Origin of the sequence: Streptomyces sp. NPDC007983 (assembly GCF_042958345.1) — a bacterium.
Lineage (GTDB): Bacteria > Actinomycetota > Actinomycetes > Streptomycetales > Streptomycetaceae > Streptomyces.
The window spans coordinates 866,618-879,998 of sequence record NZ_JBIBJI010000003.1; the positions used below are offsets into that span (position 1 = coordinate 866,618).

Below are 13,381 nucleotides of genomic sequence, written 5' to 3' on the forward strand. Positions count from 1 at the left end.
GTTCCCGCTCTTGACGCAGGGTCAGTCACACCCGGAGCATCAGCCTCGCGCCACTCAGAAACATCTTGTCGTACCGCTCCACCACCCCCATGGGTACGTACGTCCGTGCATCACACAGCGTCGCGTCATTCCGTGCAGTCCCCGTTCGGAATCGGAGCCCCCCATGTCGTCATGTGCTGACCCGCGCCACACCCCCCGAAGATCCGCGTCCCGCCGGGCGGCCGCCGCCGTCGCCACCGGAGCGGCGATCGCCGCGCTGGTCTCGGCCGCCCCCGCCACCTCAGCCGCCGCCGCGGCTCCCCCGCCGCCTCCGGCGGCCGCCGCCCTGGCGGTACCGGACGTCTCGCTCGCGAACGTCAAGGCCCATCTGACCAAGTTCCAGTCCATCGCCACCGCCAACGGCGGCAACCGCGCCCACGGCCGCCCCGGCTACAAGGCGTCGCTCGACTACATCAAGGGCGCGCTGGACGCGGCCGGGTTCACCACCACGGTCCAGCAGTTCACCTCCAGCGGCTCCACCGGCTACAACCTCATCGCCGACTGGCCCGGCGGCGACACCAACAAGGTGGTGTTCTCCGGCGCCCACCTGGACTCCGTCACCGCGGGTCCGGGCATCAACGACAACGGCTCGGGGTCCGCGGGCGTCCTGGAGACCGCGCTCACCGTCGCCCGCTCGGGGCTGAAGCCCACCAAGCATCTGCGGTTCGCCTGGTGGGGCGCCGAGGAGCTGGGCATGGTCGGGTCCCGGAACTACGTCAACGGCCTGTCGTCCGCCAATCGGGCGAAGATCGACAGCTATCTCAACTTCGACATGATCGGCTCGCCCAACCCGGGCTACTTCGTCTATGACGACGACACCCGGATCGAAGGGGTCTTCAAGGACTTCTTCGCCGCCAAGGGCGTGCCGACGGAGATAGAGACCGAGGGCGACGGGCGCTCCGACCACGCCCCGTTCAAGAGCGCGGGCGTCCCGGTGGGCGGCCTGTTCAGCGGCGCCGACTACATCAAGACCGCCGCCCAGGCCCAGAAGTGGGGCGGCACCTCCGGTCAGGCCTTCGACCGCTGCTACCACCGCTCGTGCGACACCACGTCCAACACCAACGACACCGCGCTGGACCGCAACAGCGACGCCATCGCGTACGCCGTCTGGACGCTGTCCTCCTGACGCGCTGACAGCACGGTCTGAGCGGTCCGTACGGCGGTACGCCGACCGCTCAGACCGTGATGTCCTTCGCGGTGAACCGGGCCCAGGCCGCCGAGCCGAACACGGCCAGATACAGCCCCTGCAGCTCGGCGTTCTTGATCAGCTGGTCCCAGTAGACCGGCTGGCGGAGCAGATCCGCGAAGCTGAGCCAGTAGTGCGGGAAGAGATACGGCTGGATCGCGTGCAGCTGCGGGATCGTGTCCAGGATCTGCACCGTGACCACGAGCCCGACCGTGGTCGCCATGGCCGCGATGCCGCTGTTGGTGAGGGTGGAGACGAACAGGCCCACCGCCGCGATCCCCACCAGTGAGAGCGCCACGACGCCCGCCACGCCGAGCGCCCGCACCAGTCCGTCGCCGAACGACACCGAGGTGCCGGAGATCAGCGTGACATCGCCGAGCGGGAACAGCATCGCCCCCGTCGCCAGTCCGGCGGCGGCCACCGCCAGGGTCGCGGCCAGGCAGAACGCCAGGATGGTGACGAACTTGGCGAGCAGCAGCCGGGTGCGCCCGGCGGGGGCGACCAGCAGATAGCGCAGCGTCCCCGGGCCCGCCTCACCGGCGATGGAGTCCCCGGCGATCACGCCGATGGCCATCGGCAGGAAGACGGGCAGGGTCGCCGCCAGCGCGGCGAAGACGAGGAAGATCCCGTTGTTGGTGATCTGGGAGAAGAAGGCGGGCCCGTCGCCGCCCGCTCCGCCTCCCCCGCCTCCCCCGCCGCCGCGGCCGAAGCCGCCGCCGTCGCTGGTCTCGATCTTCACGGCGACGCCGATGAGGACCGGGACGGCCGCGAGCACCCCGAGCAGCGCCAGCGTCCGCCAGCGGCGGAAGGTGATGGACAGCTCGCTGCGGAAGAGGGTCAGGGTCCACAGCGGACGCGGCCGGGACGTGACTGCCGATTCAGCGGATCCAGCCGATCCAGGCGATCCAGCGGCTTCGGCCGCTTCAGCCCGCGACATCGAACCCCTCCCCGGTCAGCGCGACGAAGGCGTCCTCCAGCGAGGCGCCCTCGGCGCCGAAGGCCCGTACCCGCACCCCGGCGCGCACCAGGGCGGCGTTCAGGTCGGCGGGCTCGGGCGCGGGCGAGGGCAGCTCGCCGGAGACCCGCTCCTCCAGGACCACCAGGTCCGTCACCCCGTGCTCCTTGAGGACGCGGACGGCGTCGGCGGGATCGGGGGTGGTGACGGACAGTCTGCCGCGGCTGCCCGCCGCCAGCTCGGCGACCGTGCCCTGGGCGATCAGCCGTCCCTGGGCCATGACCGCCGCATGGGTGCAGACCTGTTCGATCTCGTCGAGGAGATGCGAGGAGAGGAAGACCGTGGTGCCCTCGCGGGCCAGCTCGCGCACCAGGGTGCGGATCTCGCGCATGCCCTGCGGGTCGAGCCCATTGGTCGGTTCGTCGAGAACCAGCAGCTCACGCGGTTGGAGCAGGGCGGCGGCCAGGCCGAGGCGCTGTTTCATCCCCAGCGAGTACGCCCGGGCCTTCTTCCCCGCCGCGGCCCCGAGCCCGACCCGGTCCAGGGCCGCGGCGGCGCGGGCGGCACGGGTGCGGGGGTCGGCGGTCGGGTCGGCGGCGTCGTAGCGCAGCAGATTGTCCCGGCCGCTCAGATACGGGTAGAGGGCGGGCCCCTCGATGAGGGCGCCCACCCTCGGCAGCACGCTGCGGGCGGCGCGCGGCATCGGCCGCCCGAGCAGCCGGGCGCCGCCCGAGGTGGGCTCGATCAGCCCCATGAGCATGCGGATGGTCGTCGTCTTCCCCGAGCCGTTGGGCCCGAGGAAGCCGAAGACGCTGCCGCGCGGGACGGTCAGGTCGAGCCCGTCGACGGCGAGCTGTCCGCCCCGGTAGCGCTTGGTGAGCCCGCGGGTCTCCACCACGGGATCGGCGGACGGCTCGTCCACGGGCTCCCCTTCCTCTGCGGTGACGCGGCGCCGCGTAGCCCTACTTGGCCTTGTTGGCGGCCGCGACCAGGGCGTCCTTGTCGACCGCGCCGACGAACACCTTGCCGTCGTCGGTCATCAGCGCGTTCACCAGGCGGGTGCTGAACACCGTGCCGGAGCCGAAGTCGCCCTTGACCTTCTTGCCGAAGCTGCCGAGGAGGCCGGAGGCCGCTCCGCTGTCGCCGCCCGGGGCGGAGGAAGCGCCGCCGGACCCACCGGCGCCCTGGTCGTCGAGGCGGGCGATGGTGCCCCAGCCCTTGCCGGTGACGTTCAGCCCGGACAGGGCGCCCGGACCGGACAGGGCGTCCTTCCCGGCCGACCGGTCCTTGAAGCCCTTCCCGTGCTGGAAGCCCTTCTCCTGGTGGTCGCGGGCGCTGCCCTCGGTGACCTTGGCACCCTTGGGCGGCGTGAAGTCGAAGGTGCCCGCGGCGGGCTTGCCGAAGTCCACCTTGGTGAAGCCCACGTCGACGGCCGCCTTGCCGCCGCTCTTCGGGGTGAGGGTGAACTTCAGCGGCACCCCGTTGTCCGCGTCGACCGCGATACGGACCTCGCCGACCGTGGACGCGCTCTGCTTGGGCTTGATCAGCAGCTGGTAGGCGTCCCGCCCGGCGACCCGGGTGGTGCCGTCGACCGTCACCGAGGTGGTGTCGTCCACGGCGGAGAGCATCTGCTTGGCGAACTGCTGCGGGGTGGCGTCCCCCAGGTCGCGGGGCGTCTGGCCGCGGTGGTCGCGCTTGCCCTCGGCGGCACCCTTCGGGCCGGTGGAGTGGTAGACGGAGTTGCTGCCGCTGTCGTACGCCCACAGCTGATCACCGTTGTGGATCATGCTGTACTCGGCGGCGTTCTCCACGATCGACACCCGCTGCTTGTCGGGGCCGTCGGCGGCCACCCGCAGGGTGTGCGTACCGGACACCAGCTCGGTGAGCTTGGACTCCGGCGAGGCGGTCGCGCCGCCCTTCTCGCCGCCGAGGTCGCCCGCGAGACCGGCGAGGGAGCCGCCGCCCGGCAGCGTCGGAAGACCCAGATCCGTGGTGATCTTCACTGAGCCGGAGACCTGCTGCTGGTCCGAGGCGGCCATCTTGCTGATCAGCTGCTGTGCCGTGATCTTCGGCAGGTCGGGGGCTCCGCTGCTGGCCAGCGCCGGGACGAGCCCGATCGTGGCGGCCGCGATGCCCGCCACCGCGACCGGAGCCCCGTAGCGGAGCGCCTTGGTGCGGCGTGTCGGTCGTTCCTCGTCCCAGAAGCCGTCGTCGGCGACCTGTATCGGTCGGATCCGTGCCATGTGTGCTCTACCTCCGTCGTCGGCGGCGGTCGTCAGCCTGCACTCGTCCACCTCTCGGGCCATTGTCTCCCGATCCCGCCATGTGGTGGTGTTCTCATCCCACCAAATCGCAAGACCGATTACGTCAGCCCGCAGGATCAAGTCCGTGTACTGCTCGGGTATGACGGCCCGCGCCGCGGGTCGGATCCCCCTCGGGGTATCCCGTAGGGGGATCCGCTCCCCCCAAGGGGGTGAGGGGTCAGCCGGCCCGGTGGGCCACCGCGTCGCACAGGCCCTCCAGGGCCGCCTTGGCCGGGCCCGCCGGCAGGGGCGCCAGCATCGAACGGGCCTCCGCCGCGTAGCGCAGCGTGTCCTGGCGGGCCTGCTCCAGGGCGGGGTGGGCGCGCAGCCGCCGCAGGACCTCCGCGTGGCGGGCGTCATCGGTGAGGTCGCCCGCGAGCAGTTCGCACAGCTCCCGGTCCTCCGGCGCGCCGGTCGCCTCCGCCTGTGCCCTCAGGTGCAGCACGGGGAGGGTGGCGATGCCCTCGCGCAGATCGGTGCCGGGGGTCTTGCCGGACTCGTGGCTGTCGCTGGCGATGTCCAGCACGTCGTCGGCCAGCTGGAAGGCCATCCCGAGCCGCTCCCCGTACTGGGTCAGGATGTTGACGATGGACTCGTCGGCGCCCGACATCATCGCGCCGAACCGCCCGGAGACGGCGATCAGCGAGCCCGTCTTGCCCGCGAGGACGTCCAGATAGTGCTCGATGGGGTCGCGGCCGCGCGGTCCCGCGGTCTCCAGGATCTGGCCCGTCACCAGCCGCTCGAACGCCTCGGCCTGGACCCGCACCGCCTCCGGGCCGAGATCGGCCAGGACGTGCGAGGCGCGGGCGAAGAGGAAGTCACCGGTGAGCACCGCCACCGAGTTGCCCCAGCGGGCGTTGGCGCTGGGCACCCCGCGCCGCACCTCGGCCTCGTCCATCACGTCGTCGTGGTAGAGCGTGGCCAGATGCGTCAGCTCGACGACGACCGCCGAGGGGACGACACCGGGGGCATACGGATCGCCGAACTGCGCGGCCAGCAGCACCAGCAGTGGCCGGAAACGCTTGCCGCCCGCGCGCACCAGATGCTGGGCCGCCTCGGTGATGAACGGCACGTCGCTCTTGGTGGCCTCCAGCAGGCCCTCTTCGACAGCCGCCAGCCCGGCTTGGGTGTCGGCTTCCAGAGTCCGGTCCCGCACGCTCAGCCCGAAGGGCCCGATGACGCTCACGGGGTACTCCTGTCTGCCTACGTTCACGCGGAATGTCGATGTGTCGCCGCCTCCACCAAAAGGCAGCGTATCCGGTCGGGTATCGATCACTGTGGGCGCCTTCCCGCCTTGTGCGCAGCACAACGCCCTCTCCCGAATCGACCGGCTCACCCACGCGATACCGCGATCACCAGCAGATCATTCATCAGGCGGCCCCCGAGCGTGCACCGATCGGGGACCGGAGCGGCCCCGGAGGGCCGCTCATCCGTGTGCTGAGGCCACCGCCTTCGCCAGCCGGGGCGACGCGTACTGCGTGCCGCGGACGAACCGCATCACCGGTCCGGCGGAGGCCGCCGCCGGGAGCCCGGGCCGGTGAACCGGGGCGGGTGCGCGGCGGCAGTCGCCCCACCGGGGCGGAAACCTCCCGGGCCATAGGGTGTGGCTGGCCAACCGTGGCGACGAGGAGAAGGCGAGGCACCACCCATGGCGCAGCGAAGCCCGCTCGACCTGCCCGAAGGCGATCCCTTCGGCCCGGACAACCTCCCCTATGGCGTGTTCACCACCTCCGACGCCCCCCATCTGCGGAAAATCGGCGTGCGCTACGGCAGCCATGTGCTGGACGCGGGCGCCGCCGCGGCGGCCGCGGCCTCCCCGCACGCCGAACTGCTCGGCGCCTCCTCCCTCAACCCGCTGATGGCCGCGGGCCGTCCGGTCTGGCAGGCCGTCCGCGCGGAGCTGCGCGACTGGCTGACCAACCCGGCGCACCGGCACGCCATCGAGCCCCTGATGCACCCCCTCGCCACCCTCGCGCTCCACCTCCCGATCGAGGTGGCGGACTATGTCGACTTCTTCGCCAGCGAGCATCACGCCTCCAACGCCGGGAAGATCTTCCGCCCGGACGGCGACGCCCTCACCCCCAACTGGAAGCACATGCCGGTCGGCTACCACGGCCGGGCCGGCACCGTGCTCGTCTCGGGCTCGCCCGTCGTACGCCCCCACGGCCAGCACCTGCCCCCGGCCCCGCCCGCCCCCGCATCGCCCGCTCCCTCATCGCCCGCTCCTCCCCGGCCGGTCTTCGGCCCCTCGCTGCGCCTCGACTTCGAAGCCGAGGTCGCCTTCGTCGTCGGCGCCCCCTCACCTCTGAATACACCGCTGCCGCTCGCCGGGTTCCACGACCACGTCTTCGGCGTCTGCCTCCTCAACGACTGGTCCGCCCGCGACATCCAGGCCTGGGAGTCCCGCCCCCTCGGCCCCTTCCTCGGCAAGTGCTTCGCCACCTCCCTCGCCGCCTGGGTCACCCCGCTGGACGCCCTCGCCGCGGCCCGTACCGCCCCGCCCGCCCGCGACGTCCCGCCGCTCCCCTACCTCGACGACTCGGCCGCCGAGCCCGGCGGGTTCGACCTGCGCATCGAGGTCGCCATCAACGGCCACACCGTCTCCCGGCCCCCGTTCTCCGCCATGTACTGGACCGCGGCCCAGCAGCTCGCCCATCTGACCGTGAACGGCGCCTCGCTGCGCACCGGCGACGTCTTCGCCTCCGGCACGGTCAGCGGCCCGCGCCCGGACGAGCTGGGCTGTCTGCTCGAACTCACCTGGGGCGGGCGCGATCCGCTGCGCCTCCCCGACGGCACCCGGACCTTCCTGGAGGACGGCGACGAGGTGACCCTCACCGCCTGGGCGCCCGGCCCTGACGGGGCCCGCATCGGTATGGGCGAGGTGACCGGCCACGTTGTTCCGGCGGCGTCATGAGCGACTGCTAATTTGTCGTGCTCCTGCCCCGACAGCCCTGACAGCCAAGGAGAAGCGCGTGAAGAAGGCAGCGAGCATCGCCGGAACGGTGGCCGCGGCCGCCCTCCTGCTCACGGCATGCGGCAGCGACAGCGACGAGGGGACGAAGGACACGTCCAAGGACACCCCGTCGGCACAGGAGTCGAGCGCCCCGGCGGAGGGGGGCGCGAACTCCAAGATCACCGGCGCCTATCTGGCCAAGACCGGCGGGCAGACGATCATCCTGTCCATCGGCGGCGAGAAGGCCTCCCTGATCTCGGGCAAGCACCTGTGCAACGGTGAGTACACCGACACCGGCGAGAAGATGCTGATGCTCAAGTGCGCCGACGGCAACACCGACCGCACCATGGGCAAGGTGGCCCCGAGCGGGGACGGCAAGACGCTCACCGTCGACTGGGACGCGCTCTCCGAGAACGACACGTTCACCCGGACCACCTCCCCCAGCGACTTCCCGTCGGACATCCCGACCTCGCTGCCCTCCGGCATCCCCACCGACCTGCCGACGAACCTCCCGTCGAGCTGACTCCTCCAGCCGATCTCCCGCGACCCGCGAGCACGCCCCGGCACCCACGGACCAAGCGCCGACCCAAGCCCCGGGGCCTGCGCACCACCGCCACGGCACGGACACCATCGTGGTGTCCGTGCCGTGGCGGAGCCAACCGGAAGCGGCTGGTGCGGCTACCGCACGAAGACGCCCGCTTGGCCCGCCAGGTCCAGGAAGTACTGGGGGGCCACGCCCAAGACCACCGTGACCGCGACGCCGATCGCGATCGCCGAGGACGTCAGGGGGCTCGGGACGGCCACCGAGGGGCCGTCGGTGCGGGGTTCGCTGAAGAACATCAGCACGATGACGCGGATGTAGAAGAAGGCCGCGATCGCCGACGAGATCACACCGATCACGACCAGCGCGCCCGCGCCCCCGTCCGCCGCCGCCTTGAAGACCGCGAACTTCCCCGCGAACCCACTGGTCAGCGGGATACCGGCGAAGGCCAGCAGGAAGACCGCGAAGACCGCGGCCACCAGGGGTGAACGGCGGCCGAGCCCGGCCCACTTCGACAGGTGGGTGGCCTCGCCGCCCGCGTCGCGGACCAGGGTGACCACCGCGAAGGCGCCGAGGGTCACGAAGGAGTACGCGGCGAGGTAGAAGAGGACGGAGGAGATGCCCTCGGGGGTGGTGGCGATGACACCGGCGAGGATGAACCCGGCGTGCGCGATGGAGGAGTAGGCCAGCAGCCGCTTCACATCGGTCTGGGTGACGGCGACGATCGCGCCGCCGAGCATGGTGACGATGGCGACGCCCCACATCACGGGCCGCCAGTCCCAGCGCAGCCCCGGCAGGACGACGTACAGCAGCCGCAGCAGCGCGCCGAAGGCCGCCACCTTGGTGGCCGCGGCCATGAAGCCGGTGACCGGGGTGGGGGCGCCCTGGTAGACGTCCGGGGTCCACATGTGGAACGGAACGGCACCGATCTTGAACAGCAGGCCCATCAGCACCATCGCACCGCCGATGAGCAGCAGCGCGTCGTTGCCCATGGTCCCGGCGAGGGCCGGGGTGACGTTGCGGACCTGGCCGTCGACGACGTCCGCGAGACCGGCGTACGTCACGGTGCCCGCGTAGCCGTACAGCAGGGCGATCCCGAAGAGCAGGAACGCCGAGGAGAAGGCGCCGAGCAGGAAGTACTTGACGGCGGACTCCTGGGAGAGCATCCGGTGGCGCCGGGCGAGCGCGCACAGGACGTACAGCGGGAGGGAGAAGACCTCCAGCGCCACGAAGAGGGTCAGCAGATCGTTCGCGGCGGGGAAGACGAGCATGCCGCCCACCGCGAAGAGGACCAGCGGGAAGACCTCGGTGGTGGTGAACCCGGCCTTGACGGCGGCCTTTTCGGCGTCGCCGCCGGGGATGGCGGCGGCCTGGGCCGCGAAGTTGTCGACGCGGTTGCCGTGGACGACCGGATCGAGCCGCCGCTCGGCGAAGGTGAACACCGAGACCAGCGCGACCAGGAGAATGGTGCCCTGGAGGAAGAGCGCGGGCCCGTCGATGGCGACGGCGCCCATGGCCGCGACATGGGCCTTTCCGGTGCCGTAGTCGCTCGCGGCGAGGCCGATGACGGCCGCGAAGGCCGCGGCGAGGGAGACGACGGAGACGAACAGCTGCGCTGCGTAACGCTGGGCGCGCGGCAGGAACGCCTCGATCAGTACGCCGATGATCGCGGCGCCGAGCACGATCAGGGTGGGCGCCAGCTGCCCGTACTCGATGTGCGGCGCGGGGATCTTGTCGGGCGCCGCCGCCGCTGTCGTCCACAGGCTGTGGACAGTGGCCGCGTGGGTCACTTGGCACCTCCGGAAGCACCGTCGTGGGACGCACCCTCGGGCTTGGGGCTGTAGTGGAACCAGCCCGCGTCAGTGACGGGGTGAGCGGGCTTGGGATCCTTCTCGTCCACCACGGACAGCGTGTGGTCCACCGCCGGGTTGACGATCGCGGTCAGCGGCTTGGGGTAGACGCCGAGGAAGAGCAGCAGGGCGATCAGCGGCGCGACGACGAGCAGCTCGCGCGGCCGCAGATCGGGCATGGACCGCACCTCCTCCTTCACCGGGCCGGTCATGGTGCGCTGGTAGAGGATGAGGACGTAGAGCGCGGCGAGCACGATGCCGACGGTGGCGATCACACCGGCCGCCGGATAGCGGCTGAACGCGCCGACGAGCACCAGGAATTCGCTGATGAAGGGCGCGAGCCCGGGCAGCGAGAGGGTGGCCAGACCGCCGATCAGGAAGGTGCCGGCGAGCACCGGGGCGACCTTCTGCACACCGCCGTAGTCGGCGATGAGCCGCGAGCCGCGCCGGGTGATGAGGAACCCGGCGACCAGCATCAGCGCGGCGGTCGAGATGCCGTGGTTGACCATGTAGAGGGTGGCGCCGCCCTGGCCCTGGGTGGTCATGGCGAAGATGCCGAGGATGATGAAGCCGAAGTGGGAGATCGACGCGTAGGCGATCAGCCGCTTGATGTCCCGCTGGCCGATCGCCAGCAGCGCGCCGTAGATGATGCTGATGAGCGCGAGGACCAGGATCACCGGGGTGGCCCACTTGCTGGCCTCGGGGAAGAGCTGGAGGCAGAAGCGGAGCATCGCGAAGGTGCCGACCTTGTCGACGACCGCGGTGATCAGCACGGCGACGGGGGAGGTGGACTCGCCCATCGCGTTGGGCAGCCAGGTGTGCAGCGGCCACAGCGGCGCCTTCACCGCGAAGGCGAAGAAGAAGCCGAGGAACAGCAGCCGTTCGATGCCGGTGCCGATGTCGAGCCGGCCGCTCGCCCGGGCGTCCACGATCTGCTGGAGCGAGAAGGTGCCGGTGCCCAGGTCGTCGGCGGTGACCGCGTAGAGCCCGACCACCGCGGCCAGCATGATCAGCCCGCCCGCCAGGTTGTACAGCAGGAACTTCACGGCGGCGTAGGAGCGCTGGGTGGCCGTCTCCTCCTCGGACCGCTCCCCGGCCCGGTCCCCGAAGCCGCCGATGAGGAAGTACATCGGGATGAGCATGGCTTCGAAGAAGATGTAGAAGAGGAAGACGTCGGTGGCCTCGAAGGAGATCACCACCATCGCCTCGACCAGCAGGATCAGCGCGAAGAAGCCCTGGGTGGGCCGCCAGCGGCGGTTGGGCCGGGCGCCTTCCAGCGGGTCGGCGTCATGCCAGCCCGCCAGGATGATGAAGGGGATGAGCACGGCGGTGAGCGCGATCAGGGCGACCGCGATGCCGTCCACTCCCAGTTCGTAGCGGACCCCGAAGTCCTTGATCCAGGCATGGGACTCGGTGAGCTGGAAACGGGCGCCGCCCGGGTCGAAGCGGACCAGGACGACCGCCGCGAGGGCGAGGGTGACCAGGGAGAAGGCCAGCGCCACCCACTTGGCGGCGGCACGCTGGGCGGCGGGCACGGCAGCGGTGGCGACCGCGCCCAGGGCGGGCACCGCGGCCGTGACCGTCAGCAGGGGAAATGACATGACTCAGACCGCCCTCATCAGCAGGGTCGCGGCGATGAGAAGCGCCGCACCGCCGAACATCGAGACCGCGTACGTACGGGCGTAGCCGTTCTGGACCTTGCGCAATCGGCCGGAGAGTCCGCCGACCCCGGCCGCCGTGCCGTTGACCACCCCGTCGACCAGCTTGTGGTCGACGTAGACCAGGCCGCGGGTGAGGTAGCGGCCGGGCTGGACGAGCGCGACATGGTTGAAGTCGTCCTGGAGCAGGTCGCGGCGGGCGGCCCGGGTGAGCAGGGAGCCGCGCGGCGCGGTGCGCGGCACGGGCCGGCGCCCGTACTGCGCCCAGGCGAGGGCGACGCCGACGGCCAGGACGACCATCGTCCCGGCGGTGACGGCGGCGGCGCTGAGCGGGGAGTCGCCGTGGCTGTGGCCGGTGACCGGCTCCAGCCACTTCAGGAACGCGTCGTTCAGGCTGAACAGCCCGCCCGCGAAGACCGATCCGAAAGCCAGGACGATCATGGGGATGGTCATGGACTTCGGCGACTCGTGCGGATGCGGCAGCTCGCCGGGGCGCACGTCGATACCGGGTTCGACGCTGGGCGCCTTGTCCGGGTCGGGCGCGGGCTCCCAGCGCTTCTCGCCGAAGAACGTCATCAGCATCACGCGCGTCATGTAGTACGCGGTGATGGCCGCGCCCAGCAGGGCCGCGCCGCCGAGGATCCAGCCCTCGGTGCCGCCCTTGGCGAAGGCCGCCTCGATGATCTTGTCCTTGGACCAGAAGCCGGAGAGCCCCGGGAAGCCGATGATGGCGAGGTAGCCGAGCCCGAAGGTGACGAAGGTGACCGGCATGTACTTCCGCAGACCGCCGTACTTGCGCATGTCGACCTCGTCGTTCATGGCGTGCATGACCGACCCGGCGCCGAGGAACAGGCCCGCCTTGAAGAAGCCGTGGGTGACCAGGTGCATGATCGCGAAGACATAGCCGATCGGGCCGAGCCCGGCGGCCAGGATCATGTAGCCGATCTGCGACATGGTGGACCCGGCCAGGGCCTTCTTGATGTCGTCCTTCGCGCAACCGACGATCGCACCGAAGAGCAGCGTGACCGCGCCGACCGCGACCACCGCGGCCTGGGCGTCGGGCGCCGCGTTGAAGATCGCGCCGGAGCGGGTGATCAGGTAGACGCCCGCGGTCACCATGGTCGCCGCGTGGATCAGGGCCGAGACCGGGGTCGGGCCCTCCATCGCGTCGCCGAGCCAGGACTGCAGCGGCACCTGGGCCGACTTGCCGCACGCGGCGAGCAGCAGCATCAGCCCGATGGCGGTGAGCTTGCCCTCGCTCGCGTCGGTCGCGTTCGACAGCACGGGGGCGAAGGCGAAGGATCCGAAGGTCGTGAACATCAGCATGATCGCGATGGACAGGCCCATGTCGCCGACGCGGTTGACGATGAACGCCTTCTTCGCCGCCGTCGCCGCGCTCGGCTTGTGCTGCCAGAAGCCGATGAGCAGGTACGAGGCGAGGCCGACGCCCTCCCAGCCGACGTACAGCAGCAGGTAGTTGTCGGCGAGGACGAGCAGCAGCATGGCCGCGAGGAAGAGATTGAGATAGCCGAAGAAGCGGCGGCGCCGCTCGTCGTGCGCCATGTAGCCGATCGAGTAGATGTGGATCAGCGTGCCCACACCCGAGATCAGCAGGACGAAGGTCATCGACAGCTGGTCGAGCTGGAAGGCGACGTCCGCGCGGAAGCCGCCCACCGGAATCCAGCTGAAGACCTGGCTGTGCAGGGCGCGGTCGTGCTCGCCCCGGCCGAGCATGTCGGCGAAGAGCACGGCGCCGATCACGAAGGAGGCGCCCGCGAGCACCGTGCCGAGGTAGTGGCCCGTGCGGTCCAGCCGCCGCCCCCCGCACAGCAGCAGGGCAGCGCCGAGCAGCGGGGCCGCGACGAGCAATCCGATGAGGTTCTCCACTTGAACGCG

The 13,381-nt window shown here is 71.0% G+C and carries 10 protein-coding genes; 3 read left to right on the top strand and 7 right to left on the bottom strand.

Annotation, left to right across the window (positions count from 1 at the left end):
- Window positions 1–163 precede the first annotated feature (163 nt).
- Window positions 164–1,165 (top strand): M20/M25/M40 family metallo-hydrolase, encoded by a 1,002-nt coding sequence (locus ACFZCY_RS13205; RefSeq protein WP_391171926.1) that lies wholly within the window; start codon window positions 164–166, stop codon window positions 1,163–1,165.
- A gap of 49 nt (window positions 1,166–1,214) precedes the next feature.
- Here the strand turns inward: ACFZCY_RS13205 and ACFZCY_RS13210 are convergent, their stop codons facing one another.
- The 4 genes from ACFZCY_RS13210 to ACFZCY_RS13225 form a co-directional block, all read right to left on the bottom strand.
- Window positions 1,215–2,162, bottom strand: coding sequence for an ABC transporter permease subunit (locus ACFZCY_RS13210; RefSeq protein ID WP_391171928.1), 948 nt, complete (start codon window positions 2,160–2,162; stop codon window positions 1,215–1,217).
- Window positions 2,149–3,102, bottom strand: coding sequence for an ATP-binding cassette domain-containing protein (locus tag ACFZCY_RS13215; RefSeq protein ID WP_391171931.1), 954 nt, complete (start codon window positions 3,100–3,102; stop codon window positions 2,149–2,151). The genes ACFZCY_RS13210 and ACFZCY_RS13215 overlap by 14 nt, the downstream gene beginning before the upstream one ends.
- A gap of 40 nt (window positions 3,103–3,142) precedes the next feature.
- Window positions 3,143–4,423, bottom strand: a complete 1,281-nt coding sequence (locus ACFZCY_RS13220) for a DUF2092 domain-containing protein (RefSeq protein WP_391171933.1) — start codon at window positions 4,421–4,423, stop codon at window positions 3,143–3,145.
- A 238-nt stretch (window positions 4,424–4,661) separates the two neighbouring features.
- Entirely contained in the window at window positions 4,662–5,669 is a 1,008-nt protein-coding gene (locus tag ACFZCY_RS13225; protein ID WP_055555992.1) for a polyprenyl synthetase family protein, read from the bottom strand.
- Between the two features lie 462 nt (window positions 5,670–6,131).
- On the opposite strand from ACFZCY_RS13225, the gene fahA reads away from it, so the two are divergent.
- Together fahA and ACFZCY_RS13235 are read left to right on the top strand one after the other, a co-directional pair.
- Window positions 6,132–7,397 carry a fumarylacetoacetase gene (gene fahA, locus ACFZCY_RS13230; protein WP_391171935.1) on the top strand — a complete coding sequence of 422 codons (1,266 nt, stop codon included), beginning with the start codon at window positions 6,132–6,134 and terminating at the stop codon, window positions 7,395–7,397.
- A 58-nt stretch (window positions 7,398–7,455) separates the two neighbouring features.
- Window positions 7,456–7,959 (top strand): hypothetical protein, encoded by a 504-nt coding sequence (locus ACFZCY_RS13235; protein WP_361485049.1) that lies wholly within the window; start codon window positions 7,456–7,458, stop codon window positions 7,957–7,959.
- A 155-nt stretch (window positions 7,960–8,114) separates the two neighbouring features.
- Here ACFZCY_RS13235 and nuoN read toward each other — a convergent pair whose 3' ends face one another.
- From nuoN to nuoL, 3 genes are read right to left on the bottom strand one after another with little or no spacing between them, the layout of a single operon-like run.
- Entirely contained in the window at window positions 8,115–9,767 is a 1,653-nt protein-coding gene (gene nuoN, locus ACFZCY_RS13240) for an NADH-quinone oxidoreductase subunit NuoN (RefSeq protein WP_391171938.1), read from the bottom strand.
- A complete protein-coding gene (locus ACFZCY_RS13245; protein ID WP_391171940.1) occupies window positions 9,764–11,428 on the bottom strand; it encodes an NADH-quinone oxidoreductase subunit M in 1,665 nt (554 codons plus the stop codon). Before ACFZCY_RS13245 ends, nuoN begins: the two co-directional genes overlap by 4 nt.
- 3 nt (window positions 11,429–11,431) lie before the next feature.
- Window positions 11,432–13,372, bottom strand: coding sequence for an NADH-quinone oxidoreductase subunit L (gene nuoL, locus ACFZCY_RS13250; protein WP_391171942.1), 1,941 nt, complete (start codon window positions 13,370–13,372; stop codon window positions 11,432–11,434).
- Between the last annotated feature and the right edge of the window lie 9 nt (window positions 13,373–13,381).

Excerpts from the sequence above, each read along its gene's own strand:
- ACFZCY_RS13205 (WP_391171926.1), top strand. The coding sequence starts at position 164 with ATGTCGTCATGTGCTGACCCGCGCCACACCCCCCGAAGATCCGCGTCC.
- ACFZCY_RS13210 (WP_391171928.1), bottom strand. The coding sequence starts at position 2,162 with ATGTCGCGGGCTGAAGCGGCCGAAGCCGCTGGATCGCCTGGATCGGCT.
- ACFZCY_RS13220 (WP_391171933.1), bottom strand. The coding sequence starts at position 4,423 with ATGGCACGGATCCGACCGATACAGGTCGCCGACGACGGCTTCTGGGAC.
- fahA (WP_391171935.1), top strand. The coding sequence starts at position 6,132 with ATGGCGCAGCGAAGCCCGCTCGACCTGCCCGAAGGCGATCCCTTCGGC.
- ACFZCY_RS13245 (WP_391171940.1), bottom strand. The coding sequence starts at position 11,428 with ATGTCATTTCCCCTGCTGACGGTCACGGCCGCGGTGCCCGCCCTGGGC.